Annotated in this window: 11 protein-coding genes and 1 tRNA gene; 8 read left to right on the top strand and 4 right to left on the bottom strand. The window is 47.3% G+C overall.

All coding sequences use genetic code 11. The features are described 5' to 3' along the window. The first annotated feature begins 5 nt into the window (after positions 1 to 5). A complete protein-coding gene (gene rpoD / locus EHO61_RS08655) occupies positions 6 to 1,775 on the top strand; it encodes an RNA polymerase sigma factor RpoD (RefSeq protein WP_135813272.1) in 1,770 nt (589 codons plus the stop codon). Positions 1,776 to 1,848: 73 nt separating this feature from the next. Here rpoD and EHO61_RS08650 read toward each other — a convergent pair whose 3' ends face one another. Continuing rightward, positions 1,849 to 3,465 carry a glycerol-3-phosphate dehydrogenase/oxidase gene (locus EHO61_RS08650; RefSeq protein WP_135813225.1) on the bottom strand — a complete coding sequence of 539 codons (1,617 nt, stop codon included), beginning with the start codon at positions 3,463 to 3,465 and terminating at the stop codon, positions 1,849 to 1,851. A gap of 86 nt (positions 3,466 to 3,551) precedes the next feature. Here EHO61_RS08650 and tyrS point away from each other — a divergent pair, with 86 nt between their 5' ends. Both tyrS and EHO61_RS08640 read left to right on the top strand, forming a co-directional pair. Beyond that, the gene (tyrS, locus tag EHO61_RS08645) at positions 3,552 to 4,769 is read left to right on the top strand and encodes a tyrosine--tRNA ligase (RefSeq protein WP_135813224.1); all 1,218 of its coding nucleotides are present in this window, start codon (positions 3,552 to 3,554) and stop codon (positions 4,767 to 4,769) included. Between the two features lie 16 nt (positions 4,770 to 4,785). Next, complete coding sequence (locus EHO61_RS08640) at positions 4,786 to 5,982, top strand: polysaccharide deacetylase family protein (RefSeq protein WP_135813223.1); 1,197 nt, start codon at positions 4,786 to 4,788, stop codon at positions 5,980 to 5,982. Between the two features lie 34 nt (positions 5,983 to 6,016). Here the strand turns inward: EHO61_RS08640 and def are convergent, their stop codons facing one another. The 3 genes from def to EHO61_RS08625 form a co-directional block, all read right to left on the bottom strand. Further along, entirely contained in the window at positions 6,017 to 6,553 is a 537-nt protein-coding gene (gene def / locus EHO61_RS08635) for a peptide deformylase (protein ID WP_135813222.1), read from the bottom strand. A gap of 5 nt (positions 6,554 to 6,558) precedes the next feature. Further along, positions 6,559 to 7,239: a hypothetical protein gene (locus EHO61_RS17345; protein WP_246032054.1), complete on the bottom strand. Its 681-nt coding sequence runs from the start codon at positions 7,237 to 7,239 to the stop codon at positions 6,559 to 6,561. Between the two features lie 68 nt (positions 7,240 to 7,307). Further along, a tRNA-Ala gene (locus tag EHO61_RS08625) sits at positions 7,308 to 7,380 on the bottom strand. 61 nt (positions 7,381 to 7,441) lie between these two features. Here EHO61_RS08625 and EHO61_RS08620 point away from each other — a divergent pair. From EHO61_RS08620 to EHO61_RS08600, 5 genes are all read left to right on the top strand, one after another. Continuing rightward, on the top strand, positions 7,442 to 7,747 hold the full coding sequence (locus EHO61_RS08620; protein WP_135768886.1) for a hypothetical protein: 306 nt from the start codon (positions 7,442 to 7,444) through the stop codon (positions 7,745 to 7,747). An 11-nt stretch (positions 7,748 to 7,758) separates the two neighbouring features. Next, entirely contained in the window at positions 7,759 to 10,524 is a 2,766-nt protein-coding gene (locus EHO61_RS08615; RefSeq protein WP_135813221.1) for a SpoIIE family protein phosphatase, read from the top strand. Between the two features lie 12 nt (positions 10,525 to 10,536). Next, positions 10,537 to 10,866: an STAS domain-containing protein gene (locus tag EHO61_RS08610; RefSeq protein WP_135813220.1), complete on the top strand. Its 330-nt coding sequence runs from the start codon at positions 10,537 to 10,539 to the stop codon at positions 10,864 to 10,866. Positions 10,867 to 11,098: 232 nt separating this feature from the next. Further along, the gene (locus EHO61_RS08605; RefSeq protein WP_135813219.1) at positions 11,099 to 12,754 is read left to right on the top strand and encodes an acyl-CoA carboxylase subunit beta; all 1,656 of its coding nucleotides are present in this window, start codon (positions 11,099 to 11,101) and stop codon (positions 12,752 to 12,754) included. 6 nt (positions 12,755 to 12,760) lie between these two features. Further along, the gene (locus EHO61_RS08600; protein ID WP_135813218.1) at positions 12,761 to 15,505 is read left to right on the top strand and encodes an ATP-binding protein; all 2,745 of its coding nucleotides are present in this window, start codon (positions 12,761 to 12,763) and stop codon (positions 15,503 to 15,505) included. Positions 15,506 to 15,662 lie beyond the last annotated feature (157 nt).

Below are 15,662 nucleotides of genomic sequence, written 5' to 3'. Positions count from 1 at the left end.
CCATGATGGAAAATTTACAAAGCATGCCCGAAGTTCAGAAGATCATCGCGATAGGAAAGGCGAACAGCGAAATTTCCTACGACGAGATCAACGAGATACTTCCGGACAAGATCCTGAACTCCGAAAAGATAGACGATGTCTTCACTCTTCTTCACGAGATGGGAATCGAAATCGTGGAGGAATATACCAGGAAAACTTTGGAACCTTCTTCCGCTACGGTTCTTAAAGACGATCCCGGTCTTGTGCCCGCTAAACCGGCCAGAAAGAAAAAGGAATCCGCGTCTGCCGCGGGGGGTTCGGAAGATCCGATCCGTCTTTATCTGAAAGAGATCGGAAAGGTAAACCTGATCTCCGGGGAAACGGAGGTCTTTCTCGCTAAGAAGATAGAGAAGGGCGAAAAGATCATCGAAGAAACCATCCTCGGCTCCTCGATTTTACGCGCCAACTTCATCAAACTTCTTCCTAAGATCCGTAGCAAGAAGACGAAAGTCTACGACTTGGTTCGCGTGGACAAGATGTACGCGATGAACGCGGAAGAAGCGAAAAAGCTAGAAGAGCTTTTTTTCAAGAATATCTCCGTGATTCAAGAGCAGGAGAAAGTACTACAAGAAGCTCAATCCCGGATCCGCAAATATTCCGAAAATTCCAAGAAATATAAGGAATTCAAAGAGAAGATCGACGTTTCCAAAGGGATCATCGATACGGCGATCCGTGAATTGGGAGTATCGCAAAAGGAAATCCAGAAAATCTCGCAAAAGATCAAATCGATGGTCTTTCGCATCAAGGAAATCGACCGTCATTTCCTGAAAATCAAGGCACAGTACGGCTACGACGTCCGTGATATCAAAGCCTTCAACCGTTTCATCGAAAAAAACGAGAAGTTGGAAGATATCGAAAAGATGATGGGCGTTTCCATAGACGAGGTGCGCGAAGTCATAAAAGACATTCGAAACAACGAAAGGAAACTGCGCCGTATGGAGCAGGAAGCCGGTTCTTCCGTCCAAGAGATCAAGGACTGGGGAGAAAAAATCATCAAAGGGGAACGGGAAATCGCGCAGGCCAAAAAGGAATTGGTCAAGGCGAATTTACGATTGGTCGTTTCCATAGCAAAACGTTATGCGAACCGGGGAATGCATTTCTTCGATCTCATTCAGGAAGGAAACATCGGCTTGATCAAGGCGGTGGACAAATTCGAATACAAAAAGGGATATAAATTTTCCACATACGCCACCTGGTGGATCCGCCAAGCAATCACGAGAGCGATTTCCGATCAGGCTAGGACGATTCGGGTTCCGGTTCACATGATCGAGCAAGTCAATAAGGTGATTCGAGAAACGAGATTGTTCGTCCAGGAATTCGGGAGAGATCCTTCCAACGAGGAGATCGCCGAGCGTCTCGGTTGGCCCGTACAAAAAGTGAAGGCCGTCAAAAACGTCGCCAGGGAACCTATTTCTCTCGAGATCCCCGTGGGTTCGGAAGAGGATTCGGAATTGGGCGACTTCATCGAAGACAAGGATGTGGAATCCCCCGTCAATTCCGCAGCATCAAGCATTCTAGCGGAGCAGATCAGACAAGTCCTCCATACGTTGCCCGCGAGGGAACAGAAAGTAATCCGGATGAGGTTCGGTTTGGACGACGGTTATCCGCAAACGTTAGAGGAAGTCGGATACCAATTCAAAGTGACTCGGGAAAGGATCCGTCAGATAGAGGCAAAAGCCTTGCGAAGACTCCGACACCCGTCCCGGTCCAAGAAACTTCGGGATTATATCGACTAAGAAAGCCGAAAACGGGATGAGGATTCCGGACGGTTTTTCCGTTCGGAATTCTTTCTTCCTTCGGGAAAGGCGGTTATTTTTTTCCCTTTTCCCGGATGCTTCCCGACAGGTTGTGCACCAGCAAGAACGCGGATTCTTCCTGCTTTTTCCTCTCCGATTCTTTCCAGCTTAAGCGTTTAGAAAGGACTTGGGCGATAGGAGAGATCAATTTCTCCGATAATTTCAGATCTAGAAACTGGACCCGGAACCTACGCGCAATCACGTCCGTCACTGTCAGAGCGAATTCTTCGGCTACGAACCATTCCACTTCCTCTTTGTAATAGCCGGACCCCGGGACCAGAAGGGAAGGTTTCTTTCCTAGAACAGTAAAGACTTCTCCGCCATAAGCATCTTGGAGACGCTTCGCGGTCTCGGGAGAAGTCTTGTATGTCTTTCGGATTTCCGAATGCAGTTCCTCGGAAAATCCTTCTTTGCCGGGAAATTCGTAATGGTAGGTATTGCATCCGAAATTCGGTGCGAGATTTCCCTCTTGAACGACCCGATCGATCAGATCCTCCGACATTTTCCGGTACGTGGACCATTTTCCTCCGCCCATAGTAACCAATCCGGAGGGAGAGACCAAGATCACCTCTTCCCTAGAAATACTTTTCGTATCCTGGTTCCCTTCGGGCGAGATGAGAGGGCGAATCCCCGCATATACCGAAAGGATGTCTTTTCGTTCCAAAGGTTTTTCGAGATAATCGGAACCGGTCTGGAGGAGAAATTCGACTTCCGATTCCAACGGCAGGGGGTCTTCGGAAATCTCGTGGACAGGAGTGTCCGTCGTACCCAAAATCACATGGTTCTCCCAAGGAATCATAAAGACCACCCGGCCGTCTTTCGTTTTGGGAATAATGAGAGCCGTATTACACGGGATGGTTTCTTTTTTAAATACTAGGTGAATCCCTTGGCTTGGGGAAAGCACGCGATAGGTCCTGGGATCGTCTTTTAAACGGATATCGTCCACCCAAGGTCCTGTTGCGTTGATCACTACCTTGGATTTGACGTCGATCGTCTGGCCCGAAAGTAGGTCCTTGATTTTCGCTCCTACGATTTTTCCGTTCTTTTTCTGGAAAGATACCAGTTCCGTTCGGTTTAGTACCACGGCTCCTTCCTTTCGGGCGGATCGAGCCAATAGTACGTTCAATCTGGAGTCGTTAAATTGGGAATCGTAATATACGATTCCTCCGGCCAGATGTTCCCTCTTTAAGGCGGGAAAATCCTTTAGGACTTCCTCTTTAGAAACCCTTTTGTGTGCCGGGAGCCTTCCTTTCCAAGCGAGGATGTCGTACATGGTCATTCCTATGCTATAATACGTTTTTTCGTAAAATTTATAGGTTGGAAGAACGAAGGGAAGAGGTTTTACGAGATGGGGAGCGTTTTCCAAAAGTCTTTGTCTCTCGGTCAAAGCCTCGTGGATGAGTTTAAAATGAAATTGGGCAAGGTATCTGACTCCGCCATGGATGAGCTTCGTGGAACGAGAGGAAGTACCCGAGGCAAAATCCGATTTTTCGATCAATGCCGTTTTCAAACCTCGTAAACTTGCGTCGAGCGCCGCACCTGCACCGGTAGCCCCTCCGCCAAAGATCAAAACGTCGAATTCCATTTCCGAGAGGCTCTTAAATCCGGCTTTGCGATCTTGTTTTTGCATTCTTAGTTTCTTCCTGCTTTACAGACTGGTTTCCGCCTGCGAATTTGCAAATAGATTTCCTAAATCGGAACGACTTAAAGGACTCCATGGACCCAAAGAAACAGATAGAGATCATCAAACGCGGTTGCGTAGACGTTATCAGCGAAGAGGAACTTCTGTCCAAACTCAACCGTAAGAAAACTCTGAAAATTAAGGCGGGTTTCGACCCGACCGCTCCGGACTTGCACCTGGGGCACTTCGTTTTACTCAGAAAGATGAGACACTTCCAAGAGTTAGGTCATGACGTTCAATTTTTATTGGGCGATTTCACGGCTATGATCGGAGATCCGACCGGAAAATCCGAAACGAGAAAACGACTTTCCAAAGAGGAGGTTTTGGAAAATTCCAAGACCTACCAAAACCAAGTCTTTCAGGTACTGGATCGGGAAAAAACCAAAATCGTGTACAATTCTGAATGGTGCTCCGGAATGAATTTCGAGAACGTGCTAGTGCTTTCCTCGAAATACAGCGTCGCTCGACTCTTAGAGAGAGACGATTTCAGTAAACGTTATAAATCGGGGCAATCGATATCGTTGATCGAATTCCTGTACCCTCTGGTCCAAGGTTACGATTCGGTGGAAATGGAAGCGGATGTGGAATTAGGCGGCACGGACCAAAAATTCAATCTACTCGTAGGTCGCGATTTGCAGAGGGAGTATGGAAAAGAACCCCAGTGCGTCTTGACCGTTCCTCTTTTGGTCGGGTTGGACGGGGTCAAGAAGATGTCCAAATCTCTGAGCAACTATGTCGGGATCACGGAAGAGCCGGTCGAAATGTTCGGAAAATTGATGTCCATGGCCGACGATTTGATGTGGAACTATTTCGAACTATTGACCGACCTGGCTATGGACAAGATCGAAGAGCGAAAGAAGGGGATAGAATCCGGAAATCTGCATCCTAAGGAAGTTAAGACGGAGTTGGCCAAGCTGATTATGGACCAATTTTCTTCGGAGGAAAAAAATCGGGAGGCGATCGAAGAGTGGAACAAGGTTCACAATCCTAAATCCAGGGCAGTTCCGGAAGAGGTTCCGGTCGCCAAATTGGGGGAGGAATTCTTTTCGGAATCCCAAAATCCCCAATTGGTCTGGGTTTTGGCCAAGTTGAACTTTCTTCCCTCCGTTTCGGAAGGAAGAAGGATCATCAAAGCGGGAGGAATTTATGTCGACGAGGAAAAGATCGGAGATGAAAAATTTACCATTTCTAGGGGCGGAGAGTACTTGATTCGCCAGGGTAAAAAGGGAAAATTCCTCCGTTTGGTCACCTAAGACCAGACGTTCAGATATGCTCAGCGAAGAAGAATCCTCCGTACTTTCCAAAACCATTAAGGAAATCCAGGATACCGGAATCGAATCCGAGGAATTGGAGAGAAAGTTTCGTACGATCCGATTGGTTTCCTCCGGAATCTTCTTTTTCATTCTAAGTTTGACTACCGTGTTCGCCTTAGCTAGACGCTTGGATTCCCTCCAAAGTACGGTGGAATCCCAGAATAAGGTCATTTCCGTGCTCTCCGAGGATATCACGAGTCTCAGGCTGGAGGAACAACAACGGGAAGAGGAAGTACTCCGTTTTAAATCCTCCCTCTTGGACGACGTACCGGAAGGGGATCTTCAGGAAGAAGTGGATAAGAATTTCTCTTTGCTGGAGCATTCCTTAAGTGCGAGGGGCGTAGGAAAAAATATCACGAGAGGAAATCCGAATTTCAAAGAAATCGCGCTTACCTTCGACCTAGGCACCGGAGAGGATCTGCAGATACTTTACGAATTCATGAATCGATTTCCCATAAAGGTCACTCTGTTCGTTTCCAACGAAAATCCTGCAAAAAAAGGGGGCTCACTATTTTCGAGTACGAATATCACGTATCTGCGAAAGTTGTCGGGGATGAAAGAAAGAATCGTGTTCGGAAATCACACTTGGAGCCACTATAATTTGCCCAGGAGTCTAAAGGAACCTTCCCTGAGGAAGCGGGCCCTGTTGAGCTACGTGGACGACGAGATCCCGGATATGGACGACCTGTTAGTGGAAATGAAATCCGTGGAGGAAAGATTCAAGACTCTCACGGGAAAAGAATTAACCAAATATTATAGACTTCCCTACGGAGCCATCGATCCGATTCTATTGGACGTATATGCCGAACACGGATATGTAAATCACATTTTTTGGAGCAATAACAACGTCGGTTCTCTGGATGTCCCGGACTTCGTTTATAAAAAATACATCACGAGAAGGGATTCCGGCGGAAAAATCAAACTGATCCCGAACCCGCATTACAAAACAAAACAGGAAATGCTGGATTTTCTCTATCGTTGGGAAAAGTCCGACAAGAACGGAATGAACGGCGCCATTATTCTCATGCACTTAGGTTCGCCTAGGCAGACGGAAAAATTGATCTACATTCTACCGGACTTCATCCAGGCTATGATGGACAAAGGATACAAGTTCGTTACGGTTCCGGAAGTGCTGAACGACAAGCAGGACTAAAGATCGGATTTCCCGTTTTCGTTCCCGGATTTCTTTAGTCTAAAACGGGACCGGAAAGCTCCAGAGCATCGTTGAATCCGAACATCTTCGTGTCTTTCAACCTATCCACGTAAAGAACTCCTTTCAAATGGTCGCATTCGTGCTGAAAAACGACAGCCTCGTATCCTTCCAGCACTTCTTCGTGACGGTTTCCCTTTTCATCCATCCAAGTAACACGGATCTTGTTCGGTCTTTCCACAAAACCGCGCATGCCGGGAACGGACAGGCATCCTTCCCAATTTCCATCCACGGATTCCGTCAAAGGAGTAATCTCCGGATTGAGTATTACTCTTTCTTTGACACGGGAACTTTCGGGATAATCCTCCTTGGGATCCGTTCCGACGACGACCATCTGCTTCAAAATTCCGATCTGAGGTGCCGCTAAACCGACTCCTTCGGCATGTCTCATCGTATCGAACATGTCCCGGATTAACTTCTTGAATTCTTTCGTCTGCAGTTCGTCGGTTTGAATTGGTTCGCTCACCCTGCGGAGGAGCGGGTCGCCGATTTTGAGAATTTTACGTATGGACATATCTATTAAAATCTTGTCCTAGAGTTAGACCGTTTTTGAACAGTATTATTCCGAAAGATGTCTAGGATTTTCCCAAGTTCCTTCCTGTCGGGGACGGAAAATCTAGGATTTCGGGATTCCCATCGATAAATTCGAGCATTTGCGGACAGTTTAGAAAGGAATTCCGACTGATCGGAAAGAGAAAGAACAGTTCTAGGCAATAACATTCCCAGCGGCGGATGGACAGGGAGAGAATAAAAATCGGAAGAATCGAATTCGGAAAGGATTCGATCCAATGCGAAAGGTTGGAGAAAAAACCCCGGTAGCAAATGCAGATTCTTTAACAGCCAATCCGTCTTTTCCAAAAAAGGAATCCGAAAACCCGAAATCGGAGGCGGATTCGGAAAAACAAGGAATAAAAATTGTATTTTTTCGGGGGCTTTTTGAGCGATTTCCCAGGCGAATCGTACTGAAAAACCCTCCGCTACGATTCCGATCTTTTTTTTTCTGGAGGAAATCGTCTCGAGCAATTGGGAAAAGGTTTCCTTCCCCAAATTTTTAGGCGGAGTCGCTAGAGTAAAGTACGTACCCTTTATCGGAATCGGCTCTTCCGACTCGCTGGAAAGATGCCATAGGTCCCGGATCCAGAGGATTTCTTCCCCGTTCGAAGAACCCGTATCGGTAAAAGTCCAATGGTTATCGTTCATAAGTCCCAAAAGATATTGACAGTGGCCGTGAAAAGTAAGTAGTTATAGGGAAGAAAACGGGAGGGTATTGGAGACGAGGGGAATCGAACCCCCGACCTTTTGAATGCCATTCAAACGCTCTCCCAACTGAGCTACGTCCCCTCGGGCCCAAAGATTCCACGGGAGGGCGTGCTGTCAATAGATAATTGTTAGGAGCACATGGATGAGCGAATCCATAGAGGAATTAAAGAAAAAGATAAAGATTCAGAACGACATTATCAAGGGCTATGAAAAAGTCCTTAGGCTCAACGAACAGGAATTAGAGAATGCGGACGAAATCATCCGGATGTATGAGACGATCATCCAATACTCCGGCCAAGAATTAAAGAATGTGAAAGAAGCTTTCGACGCTACTTCCATAGTCACGAATCTTTCCAGAGACGAACTTATTACCGCAATGAACAGAATCAAGGAATTGGAACTCACCAATAAAAAACTGCGGGAAGAATCTCTCAAGTTCCAATCTTAAGCGTTTCACACTTGTCCCAAGTCAAAAAACAGGAGACTCTACTTCGAAGCCGTCCGGATGGCTCCCTCGTCTTAGAGGAAGGAGAGGGAGTCTCCGCTATCTTCGAGAGTTTTTTGCGGGAATCGATCGGTCTTACGCACGCCGAGAGTGGAGCCGTGTTTTCACGATTTCATTCCGGCGGACTGCGACTGGTCTCCGGATCTTCGGACAAGGATTTAGTGGAAGCGGCGGATTGGGTTTTTTCCCATAACGGAAAAGATCTGCTGCTCGATAGAGGAAAATCTCCTCCTTGGACAAAGAGTTCTTCTCCCGCTCCTCTTATAGTCTGCAAACTGAAACTAAACGGGCTCGAAATTCCCACTCAGAAAGAATCGGCGTATGCGGTTTTAGTACTGAGAGGGAAGCGAACCCTAGATAAGTTCGCTAAGACCGACTTCGAACTTTTACGAACCACCTGTAGAACCATCGGCAGACTTCTGCGGGAATCCTACGTTTCGGGAGATTCCTCCCTAGTCACTCTCTCCTTATTAGCAACGACTCAGTTGGTCCTGGAGGCGGCGCAGGCCAAAAGACAATCCGAACGTTTCGATTTTTTACTAACCGAAGTGATCCGCGTATCCGGGTTGATCAATTCCTCCTTGGATTTGTCGCAGCTTTTGGAGGCGATCATGCTTTCCTCCAAAACGGTCTTTCGAACGGAAGCCTGCAGCGTGCTTCTCTTAGATGAAACCAAGGAGCACCTTTATTTTCATACGGTTTTGGGCGAAAAAAGCGAAGCCGTCACGAAGATGAAAGTGCCTGTTGCAAAAGGCGTGGCAGGCTTAGTCGTCCGAGAAAGCAAACCGATGATCATCAACGACGCGCAGAACGACGATCGAGTCTATAAGGAAGTGGATCGGGTTTCCCAATTTACGACTCGGAACATCATGGCGGCGCCGCTTGTCGCGAACGACGAGGTGATCGGAGTCATCGAGGCGATCAATACCGTAGACAGAGAAGCGTTTACGACCGAGGATCTGGAACTATTCTTAAGTTTTTCCGGAACCTCGGCTCTGGCCATACAGAAAACCGGACTGTTACAGAACCTGGAACTCGCAAACAGGGACCTGAGAAAAAAAGTCTCGGAACTCGAATCTCTTTTCGAGCTTTCGCATGCCGTGACTCAATCTAGAAACAGGTTAGGTCTCGTTCGCAAAACGATTCGCATGGTTCATCACGAGTTGGACGCCACTATTTCGGGAATTTTTCTGTACAGTCTCAGCAGAGAGGGAAGTATCAGTTGCGCTTTTTATGACGGAGTGCACGAAAGGATCGATCGCATTCCGGAAGCGGAGATCGAGACTTCGCAGATTTTCGCGAGCATTAGGGAAGGGCTTCCCATATTAAAGCGGGATATTCTAAACCAACCCTTTCCTCACTCTCTGGATAGAACCTATCTGAAAGGTTCCTATATTATCGTTCCGTTATTTCTTTCCAGCGGGGAACCGTACGGCGCCGTTACGGTGGCGGATCGTAAGGATAAACTTTCCTATAGGGATTCCGATTTTCGTCTTTTGCAAACTATGGCCTCCCAGGTCACGAAGGGATTCGAAGCGTTTCGATTACGGAACGAGATGCTGGCCAAAAAGGCGATCCAGCAGGAAATCGATATCACACGAAAGATCCAACAGAATATTCTTCCTTCCGAAAAAGTCTTTCTGTCCAATTTCGATTTGGGAATTCTTTCCTACCCCGCCAAGGACGTATCGGGCGATTTTTACGACTACTACCAGTACAGTGACGGACAGTATTCCTTTTTGGTCGCCGATGTTTCCGGTAAAAGCCTTCCCGCAGCGCTTTTTATGGCGATGAGTTCCTCCATTATCCGCACTCTCGCGAGAAATCACGACCTGACCCCGGAGGAAATCCTGCGTCAGGGAAACGAACTCATTTTCGAAGATTCCCATTTCGGGATGTTCGTGACCGCTTTCTTTATTCATTATAATCCCTCCATTTTTACGGTGGAATATGCGTCCGCCGGACACAATGATCAGGTTTGGATCAAAGAGGACGGATCCTACGAATTGATTAAAGGACAGGGTCCTCCCTTGGGAGTGATTCCTACGGCGAAATATAAGGGTGGAAATTTCAGAGTACGTCCCGGCGACATCGTAGTCCTCTATACGGATGGGGCGGTAGAAGAAAAGGATCCCCAAGGCGCGGAATTCGGCCTGGAAAGGATGATCGAAGAGATCAAAATCAGACGCCATCTCCCGTCCAGACAGATCGTTCAGGAACTATATTCGATCATTCGAGCTTTTTCGGGTTCCAAAGAGCCGTTCGACGATTTTACAGTTTTGCTCCTGAAATTCAACGACGACTTCCAATTTTACCGCACATTCGACGCAAATACTTCCCAGATTCCGGTATTTAGGGAGTTCATCTACGATACGATCAAGGTCAGAAATTTGGACGAGGCTTTCCGGGACGATATACTACTTGCTTGCGATGAAGCAGGGACGAATATAGTGATGCACGGATACAAGGATACTCTACTCAGAAATCCGAAATTCGATTGTAAAATACGCTTTACTGAAGATTCTATCACGATCGTCCTTACCGATTCAGGCACAGAATTCAATCGATCTACGGTAAAAAACCCGTCGATCGAGGAAAATCTTTCCGGAAAAAGGAAGGGCGGATTCGGTGTGTATTTAATCGAAAAACTGATGGACTCGGTGGACTATAACACCGAAGAAGGGCGGAACATTCTGACCCTCAAGAAAAACTTTCGCTAGCGGCGGTTGAAAATGGAGCTTACTGTAGAAATCAAAGGGAATTCGCGAGTCGTTCATCTGATCGGAAACATGGACGTTCATAATACCCATAAAATCGAACAGGCGTTCATGGAACATATCAATAAAGCCAGCGAATCAAATATCGTTCTGGATATGTCCAACGTGGAATTCGTTTCTTCAGCCGGCCTGAGAGTGATCGTGGGATCCTTACGCGTTTGTAAGGAACGCGAGATCCAGCTTAAATTGGCGGCGCTACGCCCGGCAGTCCGTAAGGTATTCGAAATTATCGATATGGATTCCCTTTTTAAGATCTACGACACGGTGGATTCCGCCTTAAAATAAAGCGGGGTCCTTTTCGTTATTAACCGAAGCATGCAAGATCCCGCTTCGGTCTCGCTTTAGGCTTGCCGAAGCTAGGGACTTCCTTTATTTTCCGCTTTCCTCCCTGGCCTTTTTAAAAAAACTGTGTACCGGCTAGCCTCGGCACGTATAGAATCGCCTTTCAAAGCAAACGGCGGACATACTTCGATCAGATTCCGAGAAAAGCCATTATTCCCAACGGACAGGAACAAGCATGTCGGAACAAACCTATTCCCTGGAAAATCCCTTCCTCAATCCTTCCGGATTCCACCAAGGCTCCGTCTCCGGCGGCATTTATGAAGAAGCCAATGCAATGGGCAAGGAACTGCTTACCAGACCTTTGCAAGGAGGCGGAACGGATCGGATTTTGGTTCAACATTCCAAAGGACGGATGACCGTTTGGGAACGTATCAAGGTTTTGACCGAATCGGAACCGAATATTCTATATCAGAATTGGGGAAAAAATCTAGACGGGGCCTCTCTCGTCACCGGAATCTTAAACATTAACGGAAGAGATGTCGCCGTATACGGACACGACTTTACCTTGCGTGCCGGATCCATGGACGCGACCAACGGAAGTAAACTTGCCAGATTGATCTATATGGCGGGCGAACACGGAATCCCTCTCATCGGAATGAACGACTCCGCAGGGGCCTATGTTCCCGCTGGAGTCGGAGGTTTGGACGGGTATTCGGAAGCGTTTACCGCTTTGCGTAAGATCAGCGGGGTGGTTCCGAGCATCATGCTTATGTTCGGATTCAACGCGGGGGGCGGATCCTATCTTCCTCGCCAGGGATCTTTTATGATCCAGTCCGAAAACACCTTTTTCGGTCTGACCGGTCCCGGAGTGGTCAAATCGGTATTAGGAGAGGATATCTCCGCGGACGATTTGGGAGGTCCGAAAGTACACGGTCAGAGCGGAGTGGTGGATCTCGTCACCAACGACGAACTGGGCTCTCTGCGTACCTCGCTGCGATTGCTGTCTTATCTCCCGAACAACAACTCCTCCTTTGCTCCTTTCCACCCTACTTCGGATCCTACGGATCGATTCATATACGAGGAGGATATTCTATTCAAGAAAACCTTCAATTCACCGACCGGGATGAATACCCCCTTTGATATTACTCTCTACATTCAGAATATCTGCGATCACGGACAGTATTTCGAACTGCAACCCCAGCGCGCCAGAAATCTGGTTACCGCCTTCGGAAGAATCGGAGGCCACGTAGTGGGATTCGTAGCGAATAATTCCGCGGTGTCTTCCGGACAGATCGATATCGGCGCGGCAAGAAAAGGAACCAGATTCATTCGATTCTGTAACGTGTACAACATTCCGGTGATCTTCCTGGAAGATACCACAGGATTCCTCCCCGGAAAAGAACAGGAGCACAACGGAATCGTTTTAGAAGGACGCAAACTGTTGGATTCCATCATCGATCTGAGAACGCCTCGACTGACTCTGATCATCCGTAACGCGTTCGGGGGAGCCTATGCTTCCTTTAACTCCTACCACACCGGCGCAAATATGGTATTCGCATTGCCGACCGCAAGAATCGCGGTTATGGGTCCCGCGGGAAAAGACTACGTCTATAAGGACGAAATGACCGCCATCCACAAAGAGTTTCAGGAAAATCTGAAAAAAGGGATGGGGGAAAAAGAAGCGGTCTCCATAAGAGATAAGAAATTCCAAGCTCTTTCCCAACAATATGAAAAAGAGCTAATGAACCCGAAAGAAGCATTGTCCCTGGGTTCCGTTTCCAGAATCGTCCTTCCGGGAACGACTCGAAGCATTCTATTCCAGAATCTTGACTATCTAGTCCGTCACTATAAACCGGCGCCGATGTCCGGACCACAAAGGGAGTTCGAATAAGAACCGATGATCGACTACCAAAACAGACGTATTAAATTCCACGAATCTTCTTCTCCATGGATTCGATCTTTTTCGCTCGAATCCATTAAGTGCCTGATCGTTTGCCGTGGACCGGTCCGTAAGGAAGCGATGGAGATTTTCGATCTGATCGGAATCCGCGAATACGGGATCCTTCTTTCCGAAAAAGATTCGGTAGTTTATCCCATGTCCTTGGCTCCCGAACTGAGAGGATTCCGATTTCCTTCCAATATCCATCGCGTTCCCGATTATATGGGCGCCGGAGCCGAAGAAAAAGCGGCCAGAATCAAGCAGATTATCGGGATCGCAAAAGAGAACCAATACACCCATATTTTCGCCGGCTACGGTTTCATGGCTGAAGACGCCGAGTTCATCGAAGCCATAGAAAAGAGCGGAATTATCTTCATGGGACCTTCCGCCTATGTGGCCCACCAAGCCGGTTCCAAAGACGAGGCCAAAAAATTAGCCAGGAAGTTGAACGTTTCCGTTACTCCTGGAGTGGATAATATTTCCGCGATTTGTCTTCTGAAAAAGGCGAAAGACAAGTCGGCTTTGGAAGCGCTCGCGAAGGAAAAAGGGATTTCCTTTACCTTCGATTCCTCCAAGAGCTTGGAAGACAATGCGGAAGCACTGTTATACCTAGGATACGATAAAATCATAGAACTAGTGACGATCGCGGATTTGCAAATGCAAGCCGAGCTGGAGTGCGCCGAGATCTGGAAAAAATATCCTTCGAACCGAATCCGTTTCAAATACGTAGGAGGCGGAGGAGGAAAGGGACAACGCGTGGTCGCGCGACCGGAGGAAGTCAAAACCGCCGTTCAAGAGATCCTATCCGAATCCAAAGTGACCGCTCCCGGATCCAACCGAAACTTTTTGATAGAATTGAACATCGAAAAGACCAGACACAACGAGATACAATTGATCGGAAACGGAGAATGGTGTCTGGCCTTAGGTGGAAGGGATTGTTCCGTGCAGATGCACGAACAAAAACTTTTGGAAATCTCCCTGACCCAAGAGCTTTTGGAAAAGGAAATCGAAGCTACGGAAAAAGTTTCCAGAAAGAAAGCGGAGATATTAAAAGCCGACTTGAAAGTTCTGAAAGAAATGGAGGAACAATCCGAAAGATTCGGGGAAGCCGTAAAGCTGAACAGCGTTTCCACATTCGAGTTGATCGTGGAAGGAACGAATCACTTCTTCATGGAGATGAATACCCGGATCCAAGTAGAGCACAGAGTGACCGAAATGGTTTACACTCTGAAGTTTATGAATCCGGAAAATAAGGCGGAATTCTTCGTCGTAGATAGTCTGATCGAAGCGATGGCATTGATTTCGCTTCACGGAAAACGTTTACCGAAACCGACCCGCGGGGTTCGAAACGTTTCCGGCGCGGAAGTCCGGATTAATGCCACTAATAAAGCCATCCAACCGCACGCCGGTGGAATTATCCTGAATTGGTCAAAGTCTTTGCCGGAAGAGATCCGGGACGATCAGGGCATTTCTGTACGAAATCCGGATACCGGCCTCTTCGTTCATTATCGGGTTGCCGGCGCTTACGACTCCAACATAGCGCTTCTCATAACCTACGGCTCTACCCGGGAAGATAATCTTCGCAAATTAGGAAATATTCTGCGAAAAACGGAATTGAGAGGGCAAGACCTTCAGACGAACCTGATCGTACATTACGGATTGATCAATTGGATCCTGGGTAAGGATCCTATGTTCAAACCGTCCACCGCGTTTATGATCTCGTACTTAGCCGCCGTCGGTTCCCTTGAAGTCCTAGCGAAGGACGTGGACTTAGAAGTAGCCTGGAAGAAAGTTACTTCTTCGGGGCCTGCGGAAGCAAAGAAGACGACGGGTCGAAAACTGACCTTGATCACAAGACCGCTCGGAGATCTGCTTTCCGATGCGCATCTTTTGGCCGGCTTTTTAGGATACCACTTGAACCGATCTTGGAAACTGGATCGGGAAAATGTGGTGTGGCTTAGGAACCCGTTGCACGTTCTTTCCGACCTTTACACTTATCTGAATATGGAAGGGGAACTTCACCAATCTCCGTCCGAAAAGATTTGGGACCATGACGACCAAATCCTGAAGGCCGGTCTCGCTTTCTATTCCGAATTGGAAAAACGAACCGGTATCAAAGCGGATTCCGCCGAATGGGATTCCTTTTTTGCCGCCAAAAAAGCCCCTGCAGAATTCGACGATTCACTCTGGTCTAGGGCGATTTCATCTCACAAAGGTTTCCAGATCGGATTGGAACTACTGAAAATCATTCCGAATCTAGGAAATCGTTCCAGATTTTACACACTCTCCGTAGACGAAAATCTGGAACCCATAATTCCCGATGAATTCAAGAATGCCTCCACTAGAGACGCGCTCATTAAGTATTTGGCACCGGCTCCCAAAGCGAGTTCGGACGAAATCGTATCCCCTATGGGAGGGATGTTCTACTCCAGGGAAGCTCCGGACCTTCCTCCTATGATCCAGGAAGGGGACCATTTCAAGGCCGGACAGCCATTATTCATCGTCGAAGTGATGAAAATGTTCAATAAAGTGACAGCTCCTTTCTCCGGGAGAATCAAAGAGATCGTACTAAAGGAAAGCGACGGTAAGATCATCCAGAAAGGCCAGACCATTTTTAAAATCATTCCGGATGAAATCCTAAAAGTAGAAACTCCGGAAGAAATTCAGGAGAGAAAGAACAAAACTACCCTATCTCTTCTTTGAGAAACCGCAAATTCCAAAGAAAGACTTCCGGATACATCCGGAGTCTTCTTTGGAAGCTCCCGAAAATTTCGGAACAGGTCCGTTCCTAAAATTCTTTCCCGCTCTTATTTTTTCTTTCCTATCTATAATTTATCCCCTAAAATTATACCAAAATCGA

The sequence above is a fragment of the Leptospira fluminis genome (assembly GCF_004771275.1).
In the GTDB taxonomy this organism is placed as follows: domain Bacteria; phylum Spirochaetota; class Leptospiria; order Leptospirales; family Leptospiraceae; genus Leptospira_B; species Leptospira_B fluminis.
This window is presented reverse-complemented; position numbering and strand designations above follow the sequence as displayed.

Bases quoted from the DNA above. Each gene is read 5' to 3' on its own strand.
- rpoD (WP_135813272.1), top strand. From the start codon at position 6: ATGGAAAATTTACAAAGCATGCCCGAAGTTCAGAAGATCATCGCGATA.
- EHO61_RS08650 (WP_135813225.1), bottom strand. From the start codon at position 3,465: ATGCAAAAACAAGATCGCAAAGCCGGATTTAAGAGCCTCTCGGAAATG.
- tyrS (WP_135813224.1), top strand. From the start codon at position 3,552: ATGGACCCAAAGAAACAGATAGAGATCATCAAACGCGGTTGCGTAGAC.
- EHO61_RS08640 (WP_135813223.1), top strand. From the start codon at position 4,786: ATGCTCAGCGAAGAAGAATCCTCCGTACTTTCCAAAACCATTAAGGAA.
- def (WP_135813222.1), bottom strand. From the start codon at position 6,553: ATGTCCATACGTAAAATTCTCAAAATCGGCGACCCGCTCCTCCGCAGG.
- EHO61_RS17345 (WP_246032054.1), bottom strand. From the start codon at position 7,239: ATGAACGATAACCATTGGACTTTTACCGATACGGGTTCTTCGAACGGG.
- EHO61_RS08620 (WP_135768886.1), top strand. From the start codon at position 7,442: ATGAGCGAATCCATAGAGGAATTAAAGAAAAAGATAAAGATTCAGAAC.
- EHO61_RS08610 (WP_135813220.1), top strand. From the start codon at position 10,537: ATGGAGCTTACTGTAGAAATCAAAGGGAATTCGCGAGTCGTTCATCTG.
- EHO61_RS08605 (WP_135813219.1), top strand. From the start codon at position 11,099: ATGTCGGAACAAACCTATTCCCTGGAAAATCCCTTCCTCAATCCTTCC.
- EHO61_RS08600 (WP_135813218.1), top strand. From the start codon at position 12,761: ATGATCGACTACCAAAACAGACGTATTAAATTCCACGAATCTTCTTCT.